The sequence below is a fragment of the uncultured Chloroflexus sp. genome (assembly GCF_938091255.1).
Taxonomy (GTDB): domain Bacteria; phylum Chloroflexota; class Chloroflexia; order Chloroflexales; family Chloroflexaceae; genus Chloroflexus.
In genome coordinates this window covers 38,928-65,650 of record NZ_CALLJH010000052.1, presented here as the reverse complement: position 1 = coordinate 65,650, position 26,723 = coordinate 38,928, and the positions used below count along the sequence as shown (strand labels likewise).

The window sequence follows — 26,723 nt, the reverse complement described above, 5'->3', positions numbered from 1 at the left end:
GCACAAGATCATTGACAGCCACTCGGGGTTGATTACAATGAACAATAATGACACACGAAACAGATGATCCGACAACGAGTATGCTGTTCGTGGTCGCGGCAGCCTCCCGCATCTTGCAGGAAGAGCAGCCGCTGGTGCAGCGTATTCACCGTCTCTTTGGCTTGTTGCGCTTCGCCACCCGTTACCGTGACGGCCGGTTGACGTGTTGGCTGCAATCGGCCCGGCCGGGGGCAACCCGCCAGCAAATCTACTCGCCAGAGTCATGGGCCTACCCTTGGGACGACAGCCTGACGCGGGCCGTGGCGCTCGGCGGCAAGACTGTTACCAAAACGATTGCACTAGGCAACGGCCGCCAAACTGAGAGTTTGCCGGTTATTTCGGCAGGGTATCTAGGGGCGCCAATTTTTTGGGGTGGGCGACTCTGGGGCATTCTTGAACTACGCAGCGACGATCAGCGCCGGCTAGACGGCCGGATTAGCGAAGTGATCGAGTCGCTCAAGCCGCAACTAGCAGCAGCCATTGCGCAAGAAGGAGCACGGTTGCCACGTCTGCCCACGCCGCGCTTTGCCGGCGAGACGCCGCTTGGCCTTACGCTTGCTCCTTCGCTGCGCCAGAAGATCATCGCCCTCAATGAACAGCTTGACCGCACGCTCGACTTGCACGAGTTGTTAGGAATCATCTTACGGCGGGCATTAGAAGGCAGCGGCGCGGAAGCCGGCGCAATCACGCTGGTCGATTCCGATCGGCACGAACTCGTGCTTCATCTCTACGAAGGGTATGAAGCCGAACGCACTGGCGCAGCATTGGCGGTTATGCCGCGCCAGCGCTGGAGCTGGGATATTGGGTTGGCCGGACAGGCCGTCAAGACGCAGCGCCCGCTCTTGGTACGCGACGCCGGGCGCGAGCCGGGTTTGCCGCACAGCATGCCGTTGCGAGCCGAGCTGGCAGCGCCTATCATTGCGGATGATCAGGTGCTGGCGGTCTTGATCCTGCACAGCCAGCGAGCCAATACCTTCAACGAAGAGGTGCTCGCGTTTATTGATGCGCTCCGCGAGCGAGCGGGGAGACCGCTGGCCCGCGCCGCGGCGTACCAAGTCGCGTATGAAACGTCATACCATCTTGGTCAAGTGTTTAGCAGCTTGCCCATCGGATTAGCGCTGATTGACCTGAAAGGTCGCGTCATTCGCGCCAACCCAGCGTGGTATCAGGTCTGGCGCTTGCCGGAACAATCGCAACAACCTTTCTTTTACGTTGGGATTGATTTGGTTGATCATTTGCTGGCCCGGCTGGAAGATCCGTTGCGCTTGAGCGAGTTCTGCAATCTTGGCCAGCGCGCCCCCGATCAAGTCTTTGAAACGAGTCTGCAACTCCGCCAGCCCTACCAAGCATTACACGTGCTTTCGGTGCCGACCCGCGACAGCCAGCAGCAATTGACGGGCCGGTTGTGGGTGGTGAGTGATCGCACGCGCGAACACGAGTCAGACCGGCTGAAGAATGAGTTTATCGGTATTGTGTCGCATGAGTTGCGCACGCCGTTGACATCGATCCTTGGCTACACCGAAATTTTGTTGAACCGACAAGATCTTGATGAAACCAGCCAGCGCGAGTTTTTGACCACCGTCTCGAACGAAGCCGAGCGGCTGCACAAGTTAGTGAAGGATCTGCTCGATGTTTCACGGCTTGAAGCCGGGGTGGTGAAGCTGAACCGGTGGGCGGTTCGGCTAGGCAACATTATCGAGGAGTTGACTCTTCAGCTTCACACCCAACTCGTGCAGCACAAGCTCCTGATTGATATGCGCTCCCCATTGCCGCCGGTATCCGCCGACCGCGACAAGGTGAAGCAAATTATCTTCAACTTGCTGAGCAATGCCATCAAGTATAGTCCGGAAGGCACCGAAATTCAATTGACGGTGCGTTGCGCAGAAATGAGTGATTTGCCGGCTAACCATCCACCCGGCCAGTGGATGTTGATTGTCGTGAGTGATCAGGGCATTGGGATTGCCCCTGAAAACCAAGCCAAGCTATTCGAGCGGTTTCAGCGGGTCGATAACAGCAATACGCGCCAGAAGAGCGGTGTTGGGCTAGGATTGTACATTACGCGCTTGCTGGTTGAGTTGCATGGAGGCCGGATTTGGGTGCAGAGTGCGGTAGGAAAGGGGAGTAGCTTCTCGTTTACCCTGCCAATTTGGTCGGCGCCACGCGGCGAGCTTGCCGGCGATGAGGGGGGAGATAGGGAGTAGCGAGGAGAAAGCGCAGGCTGTTGGCCCCCAACCCCCGGCCCTCGCTCCTACCTTGCCGCGGGAGCGGGGGTTACCGCAGAGGGCGCTACAAACGCAGAGGGTGAAGAGGCTGGGGGTAAGGGCGAACCGGTGCGTAGAGGATCGCGTGCCCTCACCCCCGGCCCCCAATCTCACCGAACGGCAGAAGGGGGAGCTGCATTCTATTCGGTTAACGGTGGTGTGGGTGGGGAACGCGGCAGCGCCCCACTCCCGATGGGACGCCCCTACCCCCGCTAAGGGAGGGGAGATAGGAAGGGTACGCTGCCTTTCGCTCTTCGGGGGGAAGGTTGAGGTGGGGAACAATATTCACCCACCCTCACAGCCGGCATTACCCCTGCGCCCCGACATAGCCTTGCAACCACTCAACCAGCAACCGCACACCAATGCCGGTAGCGCCACGCGATTGATATGCGCGCGCCGGCTTTTCCACCCATGCCGTGCCGGCAATATCGAGATGCGCCCACGGATAATCGCCGACAAAGGCGGCGAGGAAAGCGGCGGCGGTAATTGCCCCACCATAGCGGCCACCAGTATTCTTCAGATCGGCAATCTCGCTCTTCATCGCGTCGCGGTACTCATCCCACAACGGCAACTGCCAGACCCGCTCGGCAGTGGTTTCGCCGGCAGCGATAAGACGGTTGGCTAGCTCTTGGTTGTTCCCCATCAAACCAACCGCGTGCGGGCCAAGCGCAACCATGATGGCACCGGTCAGGGTGGCTAGATCAACAATCGCGGCAGGTTGGTAGCGCTGCGCGTAATAGAGACCATCGGCGAGCACGATCCGGCCCTCGGCGTCGGTATTGAGCACCTCGACCGTCTTACCGCTCAGCGTGCGGATAATATCGCCGGGCCGATATGCGGTGCCGCTCGGCATATTTTCGGCGGCGCAGACAATACCGACGACGTGGAGCGGCACCTGCAACTCAGCCACAGCTTGCATCGCGCCAAACACCGCTGCGGCGCCGCTCATATCCATCTTCATATCGTCCATCTTCTCGGCAGGTTTGATGCTGATCCCGCCGGTGTCGAAGGTAATCCCTTTCCCGACCAGACAGATGGTGGGGCCATTGCCGGCAACACCGTGCTCCATAACGATAAAGCGCGGCTCATTGGCCGAACCTTGGCCGACAGCGAGAATACCGCCAAAACCCTGTTCGACAAGTTGCGGCTTATCGAGCACCGTCACCTTAAGGCCAAGGCGTTCACCCAACTCAAGCGCGGTCTGGCCGAGGAAGGCCGGCGTAACCTCATTGCCGGGGCCATTGGCGAGATCGCGGGCAAACGCGGTGGCACGGGCAATGATTTGACCTCGCCGAACGCCGGCAACGGCAGCTTCGGCATCAGCGCCAGCCTGCAAAATAGGAGTCAATGACGGCGGCTCTTCGCGATCGCTCTTGTAGCGGAGATAGCGGTACGAGCCGAGCACACTGCCTTCGGCAAACGCTTGGCCGAACACAGCCGGCGCTAACGGCAGATTGCCATTATAACCAAGGTGGTAGGTCGTAACCTTCAGCTCTTGCGCCCGCTGCGCTGCCAGCGCCGCTGCTTGGCGAACGGTATCGGCGGTTATCGCCGAACGCTTGCCCATACCGAGGAGCAGCAGGCGGCGGGCCGGCAGCGTGCCGCGCGGATAGAGCAGCGTTTGCTGCTTCCAGCGTCCGGTTGCATCACCCGCCTCGCATAGTTCGGCGACCGGCGCGGGGATCGACTCGTCTTCAGCGTACAGCAAAACGGCAAGATCGGCTGCGGCTTCGAATAGGCTGCCGCTCTGAACTTCACATTGCATAGTGCCCTCGAAAAAGATGACAAGTCATTCATTTCAGAATGGTATTGTACGGTGGAGCGGGCCGAGCGTCAAATGACGGCAGAAACCGAGAAGAGGGCCGTGATACGCCACCCAAAGCCTATGGTAGAATAGGCAAACACATACAGGCAGTGCAGAGGGGCAACTATGACACCCATCATTCAACTCGGTCTCGGCGGCGTAGGGCGCGCGCTAGCACGCCAGATCCTCGCTGTAGCGCCTGCCATTCGCCGTCGGTACGGGATTGATCTTCGTTATGTGGCTGTGGTAGACAGTCGCGGCGCAATAGCCGGCGATCCGGCCTTAAGTGAAGAGCAGGTGCGCCAAATTCTCGCCGTGAAAGAGGCCGGCAACGGGATTGATAGCCTTGCCGGCGCCATCGTTGACCGGCACTGGATCGAGCTACTCCCCGCCGCGATGGCGGTTGTCGTAGATGTGACGGCAGCTAGTGGCCATGCTGCACCATTGGCGGCAGCCATCTCGGCTGGGCATCGGGTGGTGTTGGCGAACAAACGGCCACTGTGCGAAGGATATGATCTCTTTGCCGCCTTGACCGAGCGAGGCGCAACCCGCTACGAAGCAACTGTTGGCGCCGGGTTGCCGGTGATAAGCACGTTGCAAAGCCTGCTCGATAGCGGCGATGAAGTGGTCTGCATTGAGGCGGCACTAAGCGGTACGCTCGGCTTTCTAATGAGCGAGCTGGAAGCGGGAAGCAGCTTTGCCGACGCGGTGCGCACGGCGTACCGCTTGGGCTATACCGAGCCGGATCCGCGCGATGACCTGAGCGGCGCTGATGTAGCGCGCAAAGCGTTGATTCTGGCCCGCACCTGTGGGAACCATCTGCCGGCTGAGGCGGTGATCGCTGAACCGCTCTTCCCGCCCCATCTGGCTAACGTGAGTGTCGCCGAGTTCCTCCAGCGCCTCAGCGAGGCGGAAGAGGAGATGATGAGTCGATTGGCTGCAGCGCGCGCCAACGGCAACGTCTTGCGGTACATCACGCGGATTACGCCAGAGAGCGTCGAAGTCGGGTTGCGCGAAATCGCCGCCAACCATCCGTTGGCCAGCTTGAGCGGCCCAGATAATCTGATCAGCTTTACCACCCGCCGCTATCACGACCGGCCACTGGTCGTGCGCGGGCCGGGGGCCGGCGTCGAAGTCACGGCAGCCGGCGTGTTGAGTGACATTATTGCTACTGCGCGAGAATTATGAATTCGCTTGCCGAAACTGCCACTAGCCCACAACCGATTGCCCGCGATCTGCCGTTGATCGACCTGCATCGCCATCTCGATGGCAATGTCCGGCTGACGACGATCCTTGATCTAGCCGGCGCCTATAGCATTCACCTGCCGGCAGATACAGTCGAAGGGTTGCGTCCGTCTGCGCACATCCAAGGCGTCGCCGCTTCGGTGATGGACTTTATCGCCCGCTTTGAGTTGCTCAAGCTGATCTGCGTTGACGAAGATACCGTTGCTCGGATTAGGGTGCCCGACCAGTAATGTGCAAACCCCAACCGTCAGCGGGTACGATACACACCCGTTACCGCAACTGTTGCGCGCCGGTCTGCACATCACCCTTAACAGCGATGAGCCCGGCATCAGCGCAATCGATGTGCCGCACGAATATCGAGTAGCTCGTGACCGGCTCGGCCTGAGCACCGCCGAATTACACACCGTGCAAGCCAACGCACTTGCGGCAGCTTTCATTGACGATGAGCACCGGGCAGCATTGCCGGCCAACGCGCAGCACCGCGGATGAACACGCACTACCGGCTTATGGTTCAGGTTCACGCACCAAGCTGTCATTGCAAGGGAGCGGCGGCACCCAGCGCGTCTAGGTATCGCCCGACCGACGCAATCTCCCGTTTTAGCGGAATGAATGCCTGAGCGGTGTAGTTCTGCTCGCACGGAGGATCGCTGCGCCGCGCGCGGACAGAGCAGCGATCTGCCCCTCTGGGCAGCGCACAATGACAGGCAGGGGGTGGCGCGTATCATCAAGCATGCTCTCACGGCAGAGTTGGCCTAACCCTACTTGAGTTTTATGACGCGGCGTGTTACACTGTGACGCACAGCGGCATCTTTTTTCACTCCCGCCAGACAGGAGTCTTGCAATGAGGCACGAACACTCCCCGGAAGGGTTACCCCACTATGACCAGTACATCGACGGCGACTGGCAGCCGGCGAGCAACGGTCAGACTTTCACCGTCTTTGATCCGGCAAACGGCCAGCCGCTGGCCATCTGCGCCAGCGCGACTCATGCCGATGTGGATCGAGCGATTGCCGCCGCTCGCGCCGCGTTTGATCAGGGTCCGTGGCCACATACCAGCCCGGCGCGCCGGGCCGACATTTTACATGCGATTGCCGATGCACTCGAAGCGCGCAATTTTGAGCTAGCCGAGATCGAATCACGCGATGCCGGCGTACCGCTGCGCAAAACGACTTACAACGACATTACCCTCGGCCTTGAAATCTTGCGCGGTTGCGCCGAGATGGCGCGCAAGCACCCGTATGAACCACTGCCATGGACTGATTTACCCACGGTGTCGTGGAATTTTGTCTGGCGCGAACCGATCGGCGTCTGCGCCCAGATCATTCCGTGGAACTATGCCTTCTGCATGGCGGCGTGGAAGCTCGGCCCGGCGCTGGCCACCGGCAATACCGTCGTCTTTAAGCCCTCGTCGCTAGCCCCGCTCAGTACCATCGCCATCTTCCAGACCATTCACGAACTGAACCTACTGCCGAAAGGGGTCGTCAATCTCGTACTCGGCCCCGGCAGCGAAGTTGGCGAGTACTTGGCCGCCCATCCAGCGGTTGACAAAGTCGCCTTCACTGGTAGCACCGAAGTCGGGCGCAAGATTATGGCGCTGGCAGCGCCGCAGATCAAACGGGTGACGCTCGAATTGGGCGGCAAGAACGCGATGATTGTGCTGCCCGACGCTGACCTCGATCTAGTAGTTGATGGCGTGTTGTGGGGTGCGTTTTACCATTCTGGCCAATTGTGCGAAGCCGGTTCACGCCTGCTTTTGCCGCGCAGCCTGCACGACACGGTGGTCGAACGGTTGGTTGAGCGGGTGCGGGGGATGAAGATTGGTGATCCGATGGATTTGGAGACCGACATTGGCCCGCTGATCAGCGAACGGCAACGTGAGAAGGTTGAGCGCTACATCGCGATTGGCCGCGAAGAGGGGGCGACGGTCGCGATCGGCGGTGGTAGACCGTTGGGTGAAGTGTTTGTCAACGGTTATTATGTCGAACCGACCATCTTCACCGGCGTGCAGCCTGAGATGCGTATTGCCCGCGAAGAGATTTTTGGGCCGGTGCTAGCCGTGCTCGCCTACGACGAGATCGGCGAGGCGATCCGGATCGCGAATGACAGTATCTACGGCCTTGCCGCCTCGGTATGGTCACGTGATCTGCAACAGGCGCTAGCCGTCGCCCAACGCATCCGCGCCGGCACCGTCTGGATCAACGAGCACCACGTGCTCAACCCGCGTGCGCCGTTCGGCGGTTATCGCCAGAGCGGGTTTGGTCGCGAAATGGGCCAATACGGTCTCGATGAGTATACTGAAGTGAAGCATATTCACGTCGATCTGATGCAACGGCGGCAAGGCCGGCTATGGTGGGATACGTTGTTGCCCGAATGACCGCGACGGTCACGCTCAATTGAGGTGATCATATCACCATGACAACGGGTATCACCCTCAACTTGCAACGCCATTATCTCACCATCGCCGAGCACATGCGCACGATTATCTCATTCGATGGCGAGGGCCGCCCGATCGTGGCGTTTCGCCACGGCACCAACTACGTGCGCGGTCTCAGCGGCGAGGTCTTGCGCAAGCGGGTGCTCGCCCCCGGCCAAAAAGAACGGCGCAAGCTCGACGACGCCGAGCGACGCACGATCTTGGCTGAACTGCTGGCTGAGACCGAACGGATGATCGAGCAGATCGAAACCACAGCGCCGCTGGAGGCGCGCAACTGGCTTGAACGGATCCGGCGCTGGGATGTTGAGCGGCTCGAAGCTGAGCGCGAGCGGTTTCGCTCCGTCTACAAGCCAATCAGTATCTTGCCGCCGGATCAGTATCGCGCACTGGTGTTGCAAGCGACTGAGGGTTGTAGCTGGAACCGCTGCCATTTTTGCACGTTTTACCGCGATCGCGCCTTTCGCATTCATGCACCGGCCTCGTTTCGCGACCATATTCAGCGGGTGAAAGAGTTTGTCGGGGCCGGTTTGGGGTTACGGATGGCGATCTTTCTCGGTGATGCCAATGCGTTGATTATCCCGCAGCCGCGCCTGCGCGAGCTGTTGCAGGTCGTGCATGAGGAATTTACCATCGGCCCTGAGGCTAACTTCAAAGGCATTTACGCCTTTCTCGACATTTTTGGCGCAGAACGCAAAATGCTGGCCGAATACCGCGAACTGGCCGCCGCTGGCGTGCGCCGGATCTACCTTGGGCTAGAGAGCGGTGACGAGACGGTCTTTCGCCTCTTGAACAAACCGGGCTCACCGGCGGAAGCGATCGAAGCGGTGCGCACGATCAAAGCTGCCGGGATTGCGGTCGGCATAATCTTGCTGGTCGGGGCCGGCGGCGAACGATTTGCCGCCGAACACGTGCAGCATTCGCTAGCGGTACTAGCAGCGATGCCGCTCGGCCCGGATGATATCGTCTATCTTTCACCCCTGATCGTCCCGCCTGACAGCCCGTACCTTGCCCAACTACAGGCGTATGGCAGCTCCCCGTTGCCCGAAACCGCCATCAACCGCCAACTCGAAGAACTCAAACGCGGCGCGCGCGCGGTGGTCAGCCCCGGCACAAAAGTAGTGATTTACCATATCGAAGAATTTGTGTATTGACAAGCATCGGCGTATTACTGCAACTCACCAATTGGGCTGCCAATCCCGGCTTGCCTCTGCTATAATGAAAGCGATACGCAGTAATGATCGCTTGCTAACTAAGCTATCCATACACAGGATCGGCCTGCCGATGTCTGAGCACCGATTCATCCAGATCGATCGCAACCGCATTGCCCGCTACCTCGGCGCTGCGCAGGCACAGGCGCTGCTCGATGGCAACATGCGGCCCCACGAACTGTATGCCGCTTGCGCCTACCTTGCTAATGTCCAATACGCTCTGACGACCTACCTCCCGCGCCGGTTAGTTGCGTATCGGTTAGCCACGACTGATGACCAACCGTGGGTAGAATGGGTTGACGGCTCGCTGCTCTTCGCTGATGTGAGCGGTTCCACCGCCTTGGCCGAACGACTGAGCAGCCTTGGCCGCGAAGGGGCCGAGATTGTCACCGACACGCTCAACACCTACTTCGGGGCCTTGATTCGCCGCATCCAACAGGCCGGCGGCGATCTGATCACGTTTGGCGGCGATGCGCTGCTCGTGCTCTTTACCGGCCCCGATCACGCCAACACGGCAACGGTGGTAGCCCGTGACATGCTAGAGGCGCAAGCCGGCTTCGTGCGCGAAGTGCCGGGAATCGGATCGTTTCCGCTCACGATGCACATCGGGGTCGAGAGTGGCCGGGTGGCGCTCGTCAGCGCCGGACGGCCAGAGTCGCTGCGCTATAGCGCGATGGGAGCCTGCGTTGAGCGAGTTGCTCGCGCTGAGGAGTTAGGTGGACGCGGTGAGATTGTGCTCGGCCCGCAGGCATGGGCGATGATTGAGGGGCGCGCCCAAGGTGAGATGCTTACCGACGGTTATGCAAAATTGCATGCGATTAGTGGCGATACACCCCACACACCGCCGCCTTCCCATGCCAATCCGCCGCCGCCGAGCCGTGATACCGCCCTTCATTTGATCTGGACGCTGGAACGGCTCAGTCCATACTTACCGCCGACTCTGGTTGACCGGATCATGATAGAACCACGGCGGCCTCAACTGGAAGCCGATCTGCGTCCAGTCTCAATCTTGTTTGCGCAGATTGAAGGCTTAGCGCCACTGGTCGAGTCGTTGCCGCCCGCCACCATGGCGCAGGTCATCGACGCCGTTTGGCGCGTCTGTTTCACGGCGATCGAGCATTACGGCGGTTCTGTCAATAAAATTGACTTAGCGACCGAAGGCAGCAAGCTGCTGGCTACCTTTGGCGCGCCAGTTGCCCAAGAAGATCATCACGAACGCGCGGCGCGAGCTGCGCTCGATTTGCAGCGCGCCTTCCATACCCTGACCACCGCCCAACCGGCCGGCATCGCGCTCAATCGCTTGCGCCTACGGATCGGCTTGAATAGTGGAACCGTTTTTGCCGGCAATGTTGGCGATGTTGAGCGCAAAGAATACACCGTCATGGGTGACGCGGTGAATGTCGCGGCGCGGGTGATGGCACATAGCAATTGGGGTGAAATCCGAGCGACAACTCCATTTGCGGTTAGCATCGGCACCACGATGGTCTTTGCCGACTCACGTTCGGTCAGCGCGCGCGGCAAACGCGAACCGCTCGAACTATTGCGCTTGATCGGCGAACGTGAAGCGCCTACGCCGCAATTCCACCATGCGATTGTTGGCCGGCGGCACGAACTGGTGTGGCTGCGCGAACGTCTAGAACTGGCGTTAACCGGTTACGGCCGTGTCGTGCGTATCAGCGGCGAAGCAGGCATTGGCAAAACGCGACTTGCCGCCGAGCTATTGGTGACAGGGGCACCCCGCACGGCCAAGATCGTGACGGTACGTTGCTTATCATACCAGCAAAGCACACCATACGCGCCATGGAGCGATGCGATGCAGGCGCTGTGCTCGATCCCCGCCGGCGCCGATCAGGCAACGCGGGCCGCCCAGTTGCGACAGGCCCTCGCCGCCGCTGCAATCGCCGATGATTGGATGCCGATTGTAGCCGATTTGGTCAAGCTGGATATTGATGACAACCCGTTAACGCGCACGCTTGACCCAAAACAACGGCAGGAACGCCGATTTGAGATTATCCGTTCCATCATCCTCGCTATGGCTGCTACACGCGGCCTGATCCTCGTGTTTGACAATTTGCAATGGGCCGACCGGATCTCACTTGATCTCTGGCGCTATATCGCAAGTGCGGTAGCGCAAGCGCCGATCTTCTTGTTCGGCTTACACCGCGACACCTTGTACTGGGATAACGATCCGCTAGCCGACAAAGCCGAGGTGCTCACGCTGACCGAACTGCCGGCCAGCGATAGCGCAGCGCTGATTGCCGCTATTCCCGCCGGCGCTCAGATCGATCCGCAGGTGCAAGCGCAGATCATCGCCCGCGCCGCCGGCAATCCGCTCTTTATCGAAGAATTGGTGCGGGCCGTGCAACACGGCAACACAGCGCTCGACGAGCTGCCCGACAGCTTGAGCGGCTTGCTATTAGCTCGCATCGACCAGCTTGACGAACGTTCACGGGTATTGCTGCGGGTGGCCGCCGTGGTCGGCCAGCGCTTTCCACTGCCGGTACTGCAATCGGTTTATGGCGAAGACACGCGCTGGCTGATCGAACATGTCAGCCAGCTCGACGCGCAAGAATTGACCCTGCTCGAACGCGAAGCTCCTGAACGGGTTCACACCTTCCGCCATGCGTTGCTGCACGAAGTCACCTATCAAAGTATGCTCTTCGCTCGCCGGCGTGAACTGCACCGGCGAATTGGCGAATATCTTGAACAACGGTATGCACGTGAGCTGAACCAGCTCCGGCACGATGTGAGCAACGCGCGCCAGTTCCAGTATGTGCAGATCGGGCGCAACGGACCGATGGCGACCCGCGCCGTCCGCGCTATTGCGAGCCCGATCTTCCTGTTGGCACATCACTACCGGTTGAGCGACGCCCCGGAACGGGCGATTCAATACCTCTTGCTAGCCGGTCATTTGGCCCGCGACGAATACGCCAACGAACAAGCAATCACCTATTATCGCTGGGCGCTTGACATTATTGGTGAACGGGGCGACGATCCGCGGCTGTGGGAAGCGATGGAGGCGCTCGGCGACACCTTGGCGGCGATTGGCCAGTACGATGAAGCACAGCAGACGTACCAACGTTTACTAGCGTTAGGCAACGATCGCTTGCCGCCAGTCGTACAGGCTGAGACGTTGCGTTCGTGGGGAGCGGCGCTCGAAAAGCAAGGACATTATCAAGAGGCGCTGGAGCGTTTGCGTAGCGCAGAAGCGATCGCTAGCGCGGCGATCAACCACACGCCGCCGTTGTTGCTAGCGGCGATTGCCGCCGATCTGGCCCAGACCCTCACCCGGCTGTCAGCATTTGACGAAGCGCTGGCGATGTGCGAAGCCGGTTTGGCCCGTATCCGCAACGATCAACGCAGCATCGAGGATGAACGGATCGAGGCGGAACTTCAGCAGCAATTGGGTGTGATTTATGGCATGCGCGGACGCTACGATCTGGCCCGCTACCACTTTTTGAATGCGTTAAGCGTGCAAGAAGCGATTGACGACATCTACGGCTGCGCTCGCACCTACAACAATCTCGGCTACTTAGAGCAGTTGCAGAGCAACTATGCGGCAGCGGTCGAACTCTATGCCCACGCTGAAGAGCTGGCACGCAAGGTCAGCGCGAAATACGCCCTTTCCAGCGCGTTATTAAATGTGGCTTACGCTCATTACCGGCTGGCCAACTACGATGCCGCCGAAGCAGCGTGCCACGACGCGCTAGCGCTGTGCGAAGAGATGGGTGATCAGCTAGGGATGGCCCAAGCCGATGATACGCTCGGCATTATTGCCTATGCGCGCGGCGATTATCAGCGCGCGCTACAGGTTTATCAGCAAGCATTACCCATCTATGCCAAACAGGACAACCAGTACCAATACGGGAATACGCTCGCAATGGCGGCGCTGGCCGCCATTGCCAACGGCGATCCCGCAACCGGTCTTACTTACGCCAATCAGGCTTACCACATCGGCAATCAGATTCAAGTGCCGCAGTTAACGGTCGAAGCCCTCTGCGCAACGGCGGAAGCGCTCTTGGCCCAAGCCTGCCAAGCTGGGCAGAGTGATGAACGCGAGCAATTGCTGCAAACCGCCGCCGATTATGCGGCACGCGCAGCGGCACTCGCCGAACAGATTGGTAGCCGGTTTGATCATGCGGTAGCTTTGCGCCTGAGCGGTGAAATTGCCGCTGAACGCAATGAACCATTTAGCGACTACTTCACGCGCGCGATGGATATCTTTGCGACGATTAATTGTCGCTTTGAACACGCCTGCGCTGCGGCCCGCTTTGGCAATGCCTTGCAACGTCGCAACCTTCCAGCAGCTCATCCGTATCTAGAATTGGCCCGAAATGAATTGACCACAATTGGCGCCAACGGTGAACTTCGCCGGCTGGCCGAACAAGCAGGGGAGGTGTAACATGTCACAGTCAGCCGTTGAGCAGGTAATTGGTCGCGCTGTCATTGATGCTGAGTTTCGTGCCCAACTGATCGCTGATGCCCGTGTAGCCTGCGCCGGCTATGATCTCACGGAAGAAGAGTTGGAAGCGCTGGAACGGCTTGATGCCGAGAGCTTGCAAGCCTTTGCCGGTAAACTTGACCCGCGCCTGTCGAAGAGCGCCGGTCGCGGCTTTTTCTAAACAATCCAAGGTGAGTGCCACTGTCAAGGAATGACGATATGCACGAGCGGAGCGCCGAACGTCCTGAACTCCATTTTGTGCCGCGCGCGCTCCGTGAATTATTTTTACCGCGCCGGATGCCGCGTAACATACGCGCAGCCGTCGAACATTGGCTCAAGGGCGAACCATTAGCGCAATTGCTGCCGGCAGCGTTGGAGGCACCATTCAGACTCGATCTCGATCTAGCTACTATCTTTGCTGAGCCAAACCAGCTCGCGATCGTCGGGCCACCGGCCAGCGGGCGCAGCCTTGTCCTTGCGCAAATTGCCCAGCGTTGGCTCAACGATCAGCCAAGCGTACCGCTCGTGCGATTATTGCTCGCTGCGCTTGACACACCGAGCTTGACGCCGCGCGCGATTACGGTGCGCGCGTTGACCAAGCTGAATCTGGCGCCGAATCCACTCGAACACAACCTACCTTGTCTGCTGCTGATCGATGATTGGGAAGATTTGCCGCCTGCTCGGCGCGGAATCTGGCAACGTTTCTTGACCGGCCTCGCCGAACGTTGGCCGCAAGCACGAGTGGTCATTGCGTTGCCGCCGGGCGAATTGTGGCCGGGATTTCGCCATCACGCCATCGCACCATTGCCCGCTGAGCGATTGATTGGGTGGATCCGGCACCTCTTTCCCCATAGCGATCCACAAGCCATCCTGCCCTTGTTTGATCGCGATCCGCTGATCTTGCTGCGTGAGCGTCCGGCTGAATTGCTGTTGTTGGCGCTGACTCAGCCGCTCAGTGGTTGGCCCGTCTCGCGCGCTGCGCTGTATGAACGAGCGGCAACCTTTGCCGCGCCATTGTTGGCTACCCTCCCCGATCAGGAGAGCTGGCGCATTGGGCGCACCGCCTATCAGCATTACCAACAGGCGATCGAACTAGCGGCCCGACCGCGCCTCGACCCCACCCCCCTCTCCGATGCCGGCCCGCACCAGCACGCGCTGGTTGTGCCATTAGCATTTGGCGCCGCGCCGGATCCGCGCCCCCTAATCACCAGCCTCTATAACAGCGATCTGGCGCCAGCAGAACGGTTGTTGTTATTGGCCCGCTCCCTCCGTGAACGGCCACGGCTCGATCCAACCCTGAGCCGGCCCTTGATCGACGAGATCTGCCAGCACGGCGGGGAGGCATTGAACATGCTTGCGCCAGCATTGCCGGTGATCCTGATAGATATTAGCCGCACCCAACCAGATCAGCGTAACGCATTATTGGAACGGATCGTAAGCCAGCTCGCGCCGGCGAATAGCATAGCGTTGCTGATTACTCTGCTCGACACTAGTGATGCCCCGCCGACCTTGCGCTGGCACGCGATCGATCTACTCTGCCGGCAACAGATTTTACCACCGCCCCTGCCCGCCTATGCCGATCTGATCAGCCAAGCCGGTCGCTGCCTCCTCGCTGTGAGTCGCGCCAGCACCATTGATCAGTTAGCCGATCCGGCAGTGCATCTTGGCCTGCGCTTGCTCCTCAGCGGCGCAGCCGGTGAGGAGCGGCAACAGCTCATTGCGCACTATGTGCTGCGGCAAACAACCCTGCCAGCCAGCCTGCGCGCACTTGCGCCAGCAGCGCTACCCCTCGCCGAATTGCCACAGGCCGCCATTGATCAAACCGCCGAGGTGCGACAAGCGGCCCGCGCAGTCTGGTTGCGCACCGGCCATCTTGATCAACTAGCCCGCTTTGTCATTCAACCGAATCATCCGTGGCTGGCCCGTGATGAAGCGCTCGCCGATCTGGCTGCAACCCCTGCCGGCCATCCACTTCTAGCTGGGTTCGCATTGAGCAGCCGTTTGCCGGTTGATCTGCGCTTGCGCGCTATTAGCCGGCTGCATCGCTTGCCACACGGTGTTGACCTGCTCACCCGCTTGTTGCACGCAGTCGATGAACCGGCAATTATCCGGGCTGCTGCGGCTCGCCAATTGGCTCACTATCCACATGCCGTTGGGCTGATCAGCCCATTCTTAGGCCAGCAACACCCACCGCTGGTGCGCCGGGCAGTCGCCCACACGCTGAGCGCATTGGCTACACATAACCATCCATCAGCGCTAGCCGCGCGCACCACCCTCCTCGCTGCGCTCGATCGACCCGATCTTGACGCCACGTTAACCACGACCATCATCATGGCGCTTGGCCAACACGGTGGCAAGCATGCGTTGGCCGCACTGGGTCGCTTGCTCGCGCCCACGTATGGCGTCGACTTGTTGGAAACGTGGATCACCGCGTTACCGGCGCTGATCGGGCCAGCCGATCAATGGCTGCCCCAAGCTGAAGAGCCGGCCACGCGCGCCCTCTTGGCCGATGTGATAGTGACAACCGACACCTTAGCCGGTGCAATGGCAATCCCGCTCGACCGGCCTTCGGCCCTAATCACCCGCCACGTGTTACGAATTACCAGCGCAGCAGCACACGCTATCGGGATGATCGGACGCAATCAACCCACACTGGCCCCAGCCATCAACGCTTTGATCAGCGTCGCTTTACACGACACCAGCGCGCCGCGCCCGCTGGGTGAGCTATTGGCTGCCGATCCATCCACTGATCTAACCGCCATTGCGCGTAACGCCCAGTACGATACCCCCTTGCGCGCTGCGGCGCTGCAAGCGATTGCCGAATGGCCTGATGGTGCAGCTCTGTTGCTACGCCTCGCAGAAGAAACTGAGGCAGACCTTGCCTGTGCCGCGCTTGACCGCATTGGGCCGCCATGCTCCGCACCGATGATCGAGAGGCTGTTGTGCCTTGCCGGCGCAGACAGCACCGAACCGGTGCGGCTGGCAGCGTTGCAAGCGTTGGGCCGCAGCGCCGACCCCGCTGCAACGCCGGCGCTGATGGCCATCGCCACCAACGAACAGGAGCCGCCAGCCATCCGTGCCGCGGCGTTCGATGCTGCAGTCGCCCCACCGGTAGAACAGATCATCGAATGTATTACCATGCAACCCGACCCCATTCGCAGCGCGGCGCTGCGCGCGCTTAGCCGGAGCGATCGCCCAGTTCCAGCCAACATGCTGCACCGGCTAGCATTTGACGCTGATCGGGTTTGTGCGCTCGCTGCCGTCAACGCGCTCGCCAGCCAAGCCGAAACTACAACGCCCATTTTAGCCCGCGTTATGCGGAGTCATCCCGATCTGGCTGTGCGCCTCGCCGCTGCCGCTGCACTCAACCCAACCGCCGTCAATGACACGATACCGGTCTTGGTCGAAGCATTGCTCACGCCATACCCCGCCCTGCAAACGCAAGCGTTCACGCTGCTCGCCGCCGCCGATCCGTACCACCCGACGCTCCGGCAACTACTCATCGATCCGCATGCCCCTGATGTATTGAAATTGCTCGCTCTGAACCATCTCAGAAGCGTAGCGCCGGCCGATCCGCTTATTCGCGCGGTGGCAATCGATCCAAACGCCGCAGAACCACTCCGTTGCCACGCGATTGTCGCGCTGAGCCAGCACACCGATCACGATGTCATCGAGTGCTTGGCCCATTTGGCTGTGGCCAGCGGCCAACCGCTTAAGGTGCGCCACGTCGCGGTGACGGCGCTCGACCAGCACTGCGCAGAGTTGACCAACGTCGCTGCATTGCAGGCACTAGCAGCACTGGCTACTGCGCCTAACCCGGAGGTGGCGCTATGGGCGGGCGAAGCACTGCTGGATCGGTTAGCAAGCGCGAGTTTGTAAACGTAACGACATAAAAGCATGCTGAGCGGGCAGCGGTATAATGGCGACCAAGCCTGCCATCATACCTTTGCGATGGATCCCGCCGCACCAATGCCGTTGCAATGAGAGGAGAACGGGATGTCCCACACCGATTTCATCACCACTAGCCGCGGCTTGCGCCGCAATAGCCCGCCGATGCGCCTGTTTGAGAAGGCCAAACAGTTTGGCATCTGGAACCCCTCGCTCATCGATCTCAGCCGCGATCGCCACGACTGGGAGCAATTGCGCGACGAAGAGCGCGACCTGCTGCTGCGCTTGACCGCACTCTTCCAAGCGGGTGAAGAGGCCGTCACCCTCGACTTGCTGCCGCTGATCAGCGCTGTCGCCCGCGATGGCCGGTTGGAAGAGGAGTTATACCTCACGACATTTCTGTTTGAAGAGGCGAAGCATACCGATTTCTTCGCCCGCTTTATCGACGAAGTGGCGCGCGCCAACCCCGATCTCAGCCGCTACCACACGCCAAGCTACCGCGCCTTAATCTACGAGGCGCTGCCGACAGCGATGCACCGGCTTGAGCGAGACCCTTCGCCCTTCAACCTCGCCGAAGCGTCGCTGACCTACAACATGATCGTCGAAGGAGTGCTGGCCGAGACCGGCTACCACGGCTACTTTACCATTCTCGACACCCACAACCTCATGCCCGGCATACGCGAGGGCATTCGCCTGCTCAAGCAAGACGAATCACGCCATATCGCCTACGGCATCTATCTCCTTTCGCGCCTGATCGCAACCGATCAACGGATTTGGGATCACATTGTCGAACGGATGAACGAGCTGCTTTTGCATGCGATGGGTGTGATCGACGAAATCTTTGCCAGTTACGACGAGATGCCATTCAGCTTGCAAGTAGAAATGTTCAGCAATTTCGCCCTCAACCAATTCCAGCGCCGTTTGAACCGGCTTGAGATGGCGTGTCAGCAGAGCCTCGCTGAGATTGAAGGGCTGGCGACTGACGACGAGGATGCCGTATGAGTGCATTTGCCCGGCGGGTTGTGTTACTGACCGGTGCCGGCGGCGGGTTAGGGCGCGAGTTTGCCCACCAGTTGCTGGCCGCCGGCGCTGAACTCATTTTGAGCAGCCATAGCCCACAGCGTTTGGCTGCTGCGGCTGAGTTTGCCGCTCACGGCCAATCTAGCGGGAAGGCCGGCCGCATCCGCGCGCTGTTGCCCGCCGATCTGAGCGATCCGGCAAGTTGCGACCGGCTGGCCCAACAGGTTATACAAGTCGCTCCCGATCTTGATCTAGTCATTCACAACGCCGGCATCGGCCTCTACGGGCCGCTCAACACCATACCGGCTGACGCCGCCGACCGGCTGCTGCGTATCAATCTGCATGCCCCAATCCGGTTAACAGCAGCGCTCTTGCCCGTCTTGCGCAACCGGCCCAACGGCCAAATCGTCTTCATCTCGTCGATCCTTGGCCGGGCCGCGCTCCCTAACATTAGCGTCTACAGTGCGGCCAAATTCGGTTTGCGCGGTTTTGCCAGCGGCCTCACCGCCGAGGGGTATAGTGTTAGTACCGTCTACCCCTTCTTCACCCAAACCGATATTCTCGATGCACCCCAGTACGGTGGCGGGCCAAAGCGGCGCGTGCCGGGATGGTTGGTCGATCAGCCGCCGCCAGTAGTACGGGCTAGCCTCGCCGGTATCGCTGCCCGCCGCCGCCAAATCTACCCCAGTTGGAAAGCGCGACTCTACGCAGTGGTCGCGGCCATCGCGCCTGATATCTTACCGCCCTTCAGCCGGTTGGTCGCAGGATGAAGCAGATACAATGCGCAACCGATGTTGGCGTGCGGTAGTTAAACTGCCGCACGCCATACGTTCCGCAGTGATTACGAGAGAGCGCAGTCTCCACCCAGACCCCCGCTAGGGGCGGTGACGGAGGGTAGGACTATTCCCTAGCAGCGAGCGACCAAAGCCCCTGAGCAGGCTCCACCCGTGCTCGCCATGACAAGCGGAAATCACTCGCATTGTTGCCGGCAAAACATCTTAACAGCACCGTATTGCGCTGTGTCTGTGGTACACTAGGGAGAGTACCAAGACGTACTAGCGCGCAGACGCCCCAACGCTTGGGTACGTAGTGTCTGCGCGCTCCTCATCATCAGGATTGAGTGTATGAGCGAGCTTGCCGAAGAACTCACCCGCCTGACATGCGACCTGATCCGGTTTGAGACCATCGCCGGACGGCCTGATCAGTTGCAGGCAGCGATTAACTACGTTGCTAACTATTTGGCCAATGTGCCGGGCATTTATCTCGAACAAAGCAGCGCCGAAGGCAAACCGGCGTTAGTGGTCACGTTGCAGCCAACCCGCACGCCGCGCCTGATGCTGAACGGCCATTTGGACGTGGTGGTTGGTCAGCCGCACCAATTCGCGCCGGAGGTGCGCGATGGCCGGATCTATGGACGCGGCAGCCAAGATATGAAAGGGAGCGTGGCGGTGATGATGCGCCTGATCCGCGATTTGGCCACCCGCCCTAACCCGCCCGACGTTGGTTTTCAATTCGTGACTGATGAAGAGATTGGTGGACGCAACGGCACTGGCCGGCTGCGCGATGAAGGCTGGCAGTGCGCGTTTATGCTCTGTCTTGAACCGACCGATCTCGGTATCTTATTCGAGCACAAAGGCGGCATGTGGGCCCAGTTGCGCCTCCCCGGTCGCGCCGCCCACGGTTCGCGGCCATGGGAAGGCGATAACCCGATCTACCGCCTGACCCAAGGTATTACCGCCATCACCGAACGTTATCCGCCGCCAACCGGCCCGCACGATTGGCGCACCTCAGTCACGCCGACCGAAATTCGGGTTGGGGCTGGTTCACGTAATCAGGTGCCGGCTGAAGCGCTGGTGACGTTTGATATCCGCTGGACTGCTGATACGACGCCGGAGGCGATTCAAGCCGATCTGCAAGCTGCCTTCCCTACCGCCGAATTGGTCAGCGTGATGGCCAGCGCCGGTCTCCGCACTGACCCCGAACACCACGAGGTCAGTCAGATCGCCGAGTTGATCGAGCGCTACACCGGCCAGCCGCCGCGCTTCTACCGCGAACATTTCGCTACCGATGCGCGCTACTATTCGCATATCGGCGTGCCCGCCATTTGCCTCGGCCCAGTGGGGAAAGGGTTGCATTCAGCAGAAGAATGGGTCGAAATCGCGAGTCTGGTGACCCTCTATCAGATCATTACCGGCTATATTGACACTCTGCACGAGCGGTAAACGCACAATGCCTTCCCACCGGCTCGCGCTGCCACAGAGAGCGAATTCACAACGTATCGAATCAGAAGTTCACACCAGCTATGCTTTACCTATTACAAACCCTACCCGGCCTTGCCGCGCTCACGTGGCGCGAAGTTGAACAAAAGATCCGGCCTGACTCTGATCGACCAGCGCCGCGCCAAGTCGGCATCCGTGGCGTACCGGCTCGCAACGACCTCATCTTGCTCGACCATCAAGGTTCACCGCGCCCGCTGTTGGCGTTGCGCACGATCGAGGATGTCTTTGTCGTTGCCACCCGCGGCTTTAAAATCGCGCCCGATGATCGCGGCCTGCGCCAGATCTATGCTGCCACCCGTAATGAAGAGGCGGTTAAACCAGCGCTCGACGTTTGGCGGCGGTTGAATGGCGGCAAACGCAACGGCACCTTTCGCGTCGTAACGCGCATCGTTGGCAAGCACAGCTTTCAGCGCCGCGAGTTGGGCCGCGCCGTCGCCGACGCAATGCGCGATGGCTGGCCGGGACGCTGGCAGCCCATCGAGGAGGAGGCCGATCTGGAAGTGTGGGCAACGTTGCTCGAACAAGAACTGATCGTAGCGATCCGGCTCTCTGACGCCTCGTTGCGCCTACGCGGCAAGATTGCCCACCTGCCGGCCTCGCTGCGCCCAGCCCTAGCGGCAGCGATGGTGATGTTGACCCATCCGGCTGAAGATGACATCTTTCTCGACCCGATGGCCGGCGTTGGCACCTTGTTGCTCGAACGAGCGGCAGCGGGACCGTTTACCGCGCTGTACGGCGGTGACATCAGCCCGGCGGCAGTGACGGCGATGCAGGCCAATTTGCGCAGCGTGCGGGGCCAGATCGAAGTACGGCGCTGGAATGCGACGAAGTTACCATTGCCTGACGCAAGCGTAACCAAGGTGGCGGTGAATCTGCCCTTCGGCACCCAGATCGGCGAGGGCGAAGACCTTGAAGATCTGTACCGTGATGTACTGTATCAGATTGCCCGCGTGCTCAAGCCGGGAGGAAGACTGGTGACGCTCGTCGCCGATCAACAACTGCTCGATCGCGCTCGCGCTCAGGCAGCACCGGTCTTGCGCGCTATCGCCCGCCACCGGGTGCTGGTGCTCGGCCACCGCGCGACCATCTGCGAACATATTCGCGTGGCCGGTACGGCAACTCCGCCGCCACCACTGCTGTCCCCTGAAGATGACGACTGGGAGTAACACATGACGCGCCGAATCCGTTCGCTGATCAGCACGTTGATCATTGTGTTCGTCTTTTGGTTGATCTGGTCGCGGCTGCACATTGTGATCTGGGTGCAAATGCCGTGGTGGGGATTATTGCTGTTGGCAATCGGGATCTATTTGGTGATCGATTACGGGATCGATCAGGTGTTTGGCCGACGGCGGTAAAGGCAAGGTAGAGCATAGCGACGCTATGACCCTACCGCCGCTCTTTACCGTGGCAATCCCAACGTCGCCATCACCGCCTCTTCGCGGGCGCGCATAGCGGCCTCGTCAGCGGGGCCGCGCTCGTGGTCATAGCCGAGCAGGTGCAACACGCCATGCACAGTCAGGTAGGCCAATTCACGGGCTGGACTGTGACCATACTCTGCGGCTTGCGCCAACACGCGCTGGTATGAGATCGCAATATCGCCGAGATAGCGCGGCTGATCGGGCGCAACCACAAACGGCCCCCGATCACCGTCATCGGCGAAGGAGAGAACATCGGTTGGCGCGTCAACCCCGCGAAAATCACGGTTGAGCCGGTGCAATTCGGCATCGGTGGTAATGCGAATGCCAAGCTCGCACCCGGCAGGCGCTTGTTCATTGGCCAGCGCCGTGTGCGCAGCCCGTTCGACCAACGTCGCATCAACCTCGATCCCCTCATCAATCAGCACTTCAATGGTATAGCTCATAGCCCGCGCGTCCCTCGCAAAAAAAACGACACAGAGGATCGCGCTATTGACGGCTGCGACCCTCTGCCGTCTAAGCCAGCTTACGGTTTTGATTCATCGGCAGCGTGCTGTAATGCCTGCTGCGCCAGCAAAAGCACGTCGCGCTCGCGCTCGAACGAAACGCGGCGCAGCGCTTCGTCAAGCGGAAACCAACGGGCATCATCAACCTCTCCCGCTTGTGGCCGCACCTCGCCCCGTTCGTAGCGCAGCAGAAAGAGATCGACGTATTTATGCACCCGGCCCGCGCCCGACCGAAACCAATACTCGATTGTCGCCAGATGCCGCTCAACTACACCCTCCAAACCGGTCTCTTCGGCAACTTCACGCACGGCGGCGGCCTCAGCGGTCTCACCGCGATTGACGTGCCCTTTGGGCAGCCCCCAGCGTTCGCCGCGATCGGTGGCAATCAGCGCCACTTCGATCTGCGCGGCGACGATCCGGTAAATAACACCGCCAGCCGAATAAGCTGTGCGATGTGACAAAGAACGGCGTGAAGTCATGGATGTCCGAGTCAGGCACGCTTAAGCACACGACCGGCCCGCATATCCCAATAGCGATCGATCGAGTACTGAATCCGCTCGCGAGCGACATCCGCCGACTCCCAGCCGACCGGCTCGACCCGTGAGCCTTCAAGGTCTTTGTACACGGTAAAGAAGTGTTCGACTTCGCGCAAGTAGTGCGCCGGCAAGGCGGTGTAGTTGTGGTAATCGGCGAAGAAGGGATCGTACTGCAACACTGCCAGCACCTTATCATCCGGCTCACCCTTATCGAGCATGCGGAACAGACCTAGCGGGCGCGCTTCGACAATGCAGCCGGGGAAGGTCGGCAGGTTGGTCATCACCAACACATCAAGCGGATCGCCGTCGTCGTAGTAGGTCTGCGGCATAAAGCCATAATCACCGGGGTATTGCACCGCCGAATAGAGCACCCGGTCGAGGCGAAACGCGCCGATCCGCTTGTCGAACTCATACTTATTGCGCGATCCCTTTGGAATTTCAACCACGACGTGAATCACATTCGGAACGTCTGGGCCGGGCTCCAGATCGTGCCACAGGTTCTGCATTGGTAGCCTCACTCGTATAACGTAACTTGACCCATTACCGCAAGATTATAACACGTCATGGCAGCAAAGAATCGGAGAGACGCCGGCTCCACAACGTCTCTCCGCTGTGCTCATTCCCTTATCGAGCAGCCAGCGCCAGCGCAATCCCGCTGGCCCGATAGCGCGGCCATTCGGCTTGTGACGCGTAGCTGATGATAACCGCGTTTGCCGCCAACCGCGCGACCCCGGCGATGGCGCTGCCGTTGGCCGCTTGACCAGTGAAGGTGATCAGGCGGCTACCGTCAGGGAGCTGGTACGGCGCTTCAGCTTGGGCAACCGTGACCCAATCAGCGACCGCTTGCGACCATCCCGCCTCGCTTAGCACTGCCGGATCGGCCACCGCGCGCCGGCCCACCAACCGGCCATTGCCGGTCGCCGCCAACTCGCCGGGTTGCGCGACCGGTAGCACTTCCCATTCCGCCGGAACCATGATTGCGCCGGTATCGATCTGGGCCGTTGCCAACCCAACTGGCGCCCAGATCAGCGGGCTGGCGTAATCAACGATTGTCGTCAACCGCCGTTGCGGTTCGCCAGTGGGCGAGAGTTGCCACAACTCACCGGCAGTCGCCTCAGCATAGAGTGGCTGATTGCGATCAGCGGTTGGGTTCCAGCCAGAGGGTACCAGCACCGCCAACGTATTGCCGTCAGGCGACCATGCCGCCGCCGCCACGCGCGGAATACGGGCCACGAACTGGCCGCGCAGCGTCAGATCACCACCCGGCAATGTCTCGCGCCGCTCACCGCGCAGCTCGACCAGCGCCAGCCCCCAGATATCGTAACCGGTGAAACCACGGGCATCGCTAAAGTTATACTCCACCAGCGCCAAGCGCTGACCATCGGGGGCAAACACAGGCGGACGGTGCCAACCCGCGCCAGCCAGTGTGGGCATGCCGCCACCCTCGCTGCTGCCGGCAATCATCGTCAGATTAATATCAACCAGTGCCTGATAGCCGAGAAACCGTTGATAGGCCACCTCACGCGCATCGGGCGACCACGCCGGCCCATAGACGAGATAGCCCGCCTCAACCGAGCCATCGGCACTGGCGAAGTCCCACGCATTGGCGCCAGCCCGATTCACTAGCCGGATCGTGTTGGTTTGGCCGGGGAAAGGCAAAAAGTCAGGTTGCGCAGTTGGCGGCGTCGTATATGCCAACCGACGGCCATCAGAGGCGAACACCGGATCGCAACCGGGGCCGATGGCGCGTTCAGTAAAGGTGGGCAGATCGACAATAGTGACCGTCGCCGCTGCACACCAGCGACTCCAGCGCTCCCAATCGAACGGCAAAACCGGCGATTCGGCGGCAGCAGCATAGGCGAGCGACAAGCCATCAGGCGTCCAACTTAGACCATACGCCGCGCGACCCCGCACCAGCACCTGCGCCTCACCGCTTTGGCGATCGATCACACTAATAGTTTGGCCATGCGCAATTGCAATCTGCCGGCCAGCAGCATCAACGGCGACATCGCGCACCTCAGCGGCCAGCACCCGCTCACGCCCGCTCACCGGATCGAGCGCCACCAGTGACCCATTCCGCAAAAAGAGAATCTCAGCCGGATAGGCCGGCGCCACAACGTGCGTTTGAGGCAACGGCGTGGGCGAAACCGGCGCTGGCGTAGCTGAAATGGTCGGCGTCAAGGTTGGCACAGCCGTCGGCAACGTGACCGTTGCGGTCGCCGGCACAGCGGTGGGTGAAGCAATCGGCGAAGTCGGCGCTGGTGTTGGCGGCAGCGACGCTGCGCCGCACCCGGTAAGAACGAGCAGCCAGAGCAGCCAGAGACGGTGCAACATCGGGATCACGTCCTTCCTGCAAGCAGACACATCCTCATCTTGGAGAGTTGCGGCAACCACCGAACGCACGCAACAATCCCTTTTACTATAAAGATGAACGTGATCGATCGTTAGTTCCCGCGGTAGCGGCAGGGACAGAGCGTTGCTCTGTCCCTACTACCGGTTACGGCTGCGTTAACGTTGTTAGATCAACCAGAATTTCAATTTTGCCGGCTGACTGGGCTGCGCTGCGCAACTCGGTCACCCACGGCAAGAAGGTAGTGCTAAACGCCTCTTGGCCGGCAGGCGTATCGAGCAGCATCCGGTCATCAAACGAACGCACCTCTGGCCCGCCGGTCACTTCGATAATGTGCCAGCCATAATCGGTCTGCACCAAGCGCAGCTCACCCGGCTTCATACTGAACACCGCCTCTTCAAACGGTGCGACGTACAAACCACGCGGCGCCCAACCCAAATCGCCACCTTGGGCCGCCGACCCCGGATCATCCGAGCGCGTACGGGCCAGTGCAGCGAAATCACCACCATTTTGCAATTCAGCCAGAATCGCCTCAGCCGTAGCTTTTCGGCTCTCAGCTTCTTCGGGCGTGGCCGACACCAAAATGTGGCGCGCACGCACCTGCTCGGCCGTCGTATGCTTGAGCAACATCTGCTCGATCAAGGCATCACGCCGTAGCAACCGGCGCAACTCTGCCTCATCGGCAATGTTGTTGCTTTGCAGAAACGCTATAAATTGCGCCTCATCGCCACCAGCTTGCGCCAGCCGCAACTGGGTCACTTGCTCGTCGATTTTGGTCTCATCGACGGTAGCGCCCTCTTGCATAGCGGCCTGCACGACTAACTCAACATCGATCATCTGATCAAGCAATGTTTTTGGATCAGCTCCCGGTAAATAAAAACGATCAAAATCTCGCCGCAAGATAAATCCGTCGCCAACTCGCGCAATCACCCCTTCCGGCGCTGAAGTAGTTGCAGCGGTTGGCGCCGGTGGCGCACTGGTCGTTGGCGAACCGGCCACCGTCGGCCCCGACGACCCACCACAGGCGGTTAGCAAAAGGCTCGCGGCCAAGACCAGCCACGCAGCGCGACGAACAAACCAATCTAGCCTCACAAATAGACTCCTCTCCAAAACCACGTCGTGGACGTATCACAAGCAATACGCCGCAGTGTGCTCTCATCCTACCACATATTGCAGACCAAAACGAACAAGGATGCTATTTCATGCAGAACGACAACGCGCCCCGGCGATCATACGCAACAAAACCTTTGCATCAAAGTGTGGTAAGATGGCGCGCTAGTGAGGCGAAACAACGTTT

The 26,723-nt window shown here is 60.2% G+C and carries 20 protein-coding genes; 14 read left to right on the top strand and 6 right to left on the bottom strand.

Translation table 11 applies throughout. The annotated features are described in order from the left end of the window. The first annotated feature begins 47 nt into the window (after nt 1-47). Nucleotides 48-2,240, top strand: a complete 2,193-nt coding sequence (locus Q1A00_RS16195; protein ID WP_298401189.1) for an ATP-binding protein — start codon at nt 48-50, stop codon at nt 2,238-2,240. 367 nt (nt 2,241-2,607) lie between these two features. On the opposite strand, the gene Q1A00_RS16190 is transcribed toward Q1A00_RS16195, so the two are convergent. Continuing rightward, nucleotides 2,608-4,065 (bottom strand): leucyl aminopeptidase, encoded by a 1,458-nt coding sequence (locus Q1A00_RS16190; RefSeq protein ID WP_298401185.1) that lies wholly within the window; start codon nt 4,063-4,065, stop codon nt 2,608-2,610. A gap of 165 nt (nt 4,066-4,230) precedes the next feature. On the opposite strand from Q1A00_RS16190, the gene Q1A00_RS16185 reads away from it, so the two are divergent. The 13 genes from Q1A00_RS16185 (at nt 4,231) to Q1A00_RS16125 (ending at nt 21,974) form a co-directional block, all read left to right on the top strand. After that, complete coding sequence (locus tag Q1A00_RS16185; RefSeq protein ID WP_298401182.1) at nt 4,231-5,292, top strand: homoserine dehydrogenase; 1,062 nt, start codon at nt 4,231-4,233, stop codon at nt 5,290-5,292. Next, a complete protein-coding gene (locus Q1A00_RS16180; protein ID WP_299757817.1) occupies nt 5,289-5,579 on the top strand; it encodes a hypothetical protein in 291 nt (96 codons plus the stop codon). Before Q1A00_RS16185 ends, Q1A00_RS16180 begins: the two co-directional genes overlap by 4 nt. 1 nt (nt 5,580) lies before the next feature. After that, complete coding sequence (locus Q1A00_RS16175) at nt 5,581-5,838, top strand: hypothetical protein (RefSeq protein WP_298483185.1); 258 nt, start codon at nt 5,581-5,583, stop codon at nt 5,836-5,838. Nucleotides 5,839-6,190: 352 nt separating this feature from the next. Then, nucleotides 6,191-7,723 (top strand): aldehyde dehydrogenase family protein, encoded by a 1,533-nt coding sequence (locus tag Q1A00_RS16170; protein ID WP_298401173.1) that lies wholly within the window; start codon nt 6,191-6,193, stop codon nt 7,721-7,723. 38 nt (nt 7,724-7,761) lie between these two features. Further along, complete coding sequence (locus tag Q1A00_RS16165) at nt 7,762-8,934, top strand: radical SAM protein (protein WP_299757812.1); 1,173 nt, start codon at nt 7,762-7,764, stop codon at nt 8,932-8,934. 130 nt (nt 8,935-9,064) lie between these two features. After that, the gene (locus Q1A00_RS16160) at nt 9,065-13,393 is read left to right on the top strand and encodes an adenylate/guanylate cyclase domain-containing protein (RefSeq protein ID WP_299757810.1); all 4,329 of its coding nucleotides are present in this window, start codon (nt 9,065-9,067) and stop codon (nt 13,391-13,393) included. Between the two features lies 1 nt (nt 13,394). After that, nucleotides 13,395-13,613 carry a Franean1_4349 family RiPP gene (locus tag Q1A00_RS16155; RefSeq protein WP_298401164.1) on the top strand — a complete coding sequence of 73 codons (219 nt, stop codon included), beginning with the start codon at nt 13,395-13,397 and terminating at the stop codon, nt 13,611-13,613. A gap of 38 nt (nt 13,614-13,651) precedes the next feature. Continuing rightward, nucleotides 13,652-17,311: a HEAT repeat domain-containing protein gene (locus Q1A00_RS16150; protein WP_298401162.1), complete on the top strand. Its 3,660-nt coding sequence runs from the start codon at nt 13,652-13,654 to the stop codon at nt 17,309-17,311. Nucleotides 17,312-17,428: 117 nt separating this feature from the next. Continuing rightward, nucleotides 17,429-18,322 carry a R2-like ligand-binding oxidase gene (locus Q1A00_RS16145; protein ID WP_299757806.1) on the top strand — a complete coding sequence of 298 codons (894 nt, stop codon included), beginning with the start codon at nt 17,429-17,431 and terminating at the stop codon, nt 18,320-18,322. Next, nucleotides 18,319-19,110: an SDR family oxidoreductase gene (locus tag Q1A00_RS16140; RefSeq protein WP_299757803.1), complete on the top strand. Its 792-nt coding sequence runs from the start codon at nt 18,319-18,321 to the stop codon at nt 19,108-19,110. The genes Q1A00_RS16145 and Q1A00_RS16140 overlap by 4 nt, the downstream gene beginning before the upstream one ends. A 354-nt stretch (nt 19,111-19,464) precedes the next feature. Continuing rightward, nucleotides 19,465-20,562 (top strand): M20/M25/M40 family metallo-hydrolase, encoded by a 1,098-nt coding sequence (locus Q1A00_RS16135; protein WP_298401154.1) that lies wholly within the window; start codon nt 19,465-19,467, stop codon nt 20,560-20,562. Nucleotides 20,563-20,642: 80 nt separating this feature from the next. After that, nucleotides 20,643-21,785, top strand: a complete 1,143-nt coding sequence (locus Q1A00_RS16130; RefSeq protein ID WP_298401152.1) for a methyltransferase domain-containing protein — start codon at nt 20,643-20,645, stop codon at nt 21,783-21,785. Nucleotides 21,786-21,788: 3 nt separating this feature from the next. Further along, nucleotides 21,789-21,974 carry a hypothetical protein gene (locus Q1A00_RS16125; RefSeq protein WP_299757799.1) on the top strand — a complete coding sequence of 62 codons (186 nt, stop codon included), beginning with the start codon at nt 21,789-21,791 and terminating at the stop codon, nt 21,972-21,974. A gap of 44 nt (nt 21,975-22,018) precedes the next feature. Here the strand turns inward: Q1A00_RS16125 and ybeY are convergent, their stop codons facing one another. From ybeY to Q1A00_RS16100, 5 genes are all read right to left on the bottom strand, one after another. Continuing rightward, nucleotides 22,019-22,480 (bottom strand): rRNA maturation RNase YbeY, encoded by a 462-nt coding sequence (gene ybeY / locus Q1A00_RS16120; RefSeq protein ID WP_298401147.1) that lies wholly within the window; start codon nt 22,478-22,480, stop codon nt 22,019-22,021. An 80-nt stretch (nt 22,481-22,560) separates the two neighbouring features. Continuing rightward, nucleotides 22,561-23,019 (bottom strand): NUDIX hydrolase, encoded by a 459-nt coding sequence (locus Q1A00_RS16115; RefSeq protein ID WP_298401144.1) that lies wholly within the window; start codon nt 23,017-23,019, stop codon nt 22,561-22,563. An 11-nt stretch (nt 23,020-23,030) separates the two neighbouring features. Beyond that, nucleotides 23,031-23,582: an inorganic diphosphatase gene (locus Q1A00_RS16110; RefSeq protein WP_012259161.1), complete on the bottom strand. Its 552-nt coding sequence runs from the start codon at nt 23,580-23,582 to the stop codon at nt 23,031-23,033. Nucleotides 23,583-23,700: 118 nt separating this feature from the next. Further along, nucleotides 23,701-25,410: a hypothetical protein gene (locus tag Q1A00_RS16105; protein ID WP_298401379.1), complete on the bottom strand. Its 1,710-nt coding sequence runs from the start codon at nt 25,408-25,410 to the stop codon at nt 23,701-23,703. 163 nt (nt 25,411-25,573) lie between these two features. Then, entirely contained in the window at nt 25,574-26,518 is a 945-nt protein-coding gene (locus Q1A00_RS16100; RefSeq protein WP_298401126.1) for a peptidylprolyl isomerase, read from the bottom strand. Nucleotides 26,519-26,723: the final 205 nt, after the last annotated feature.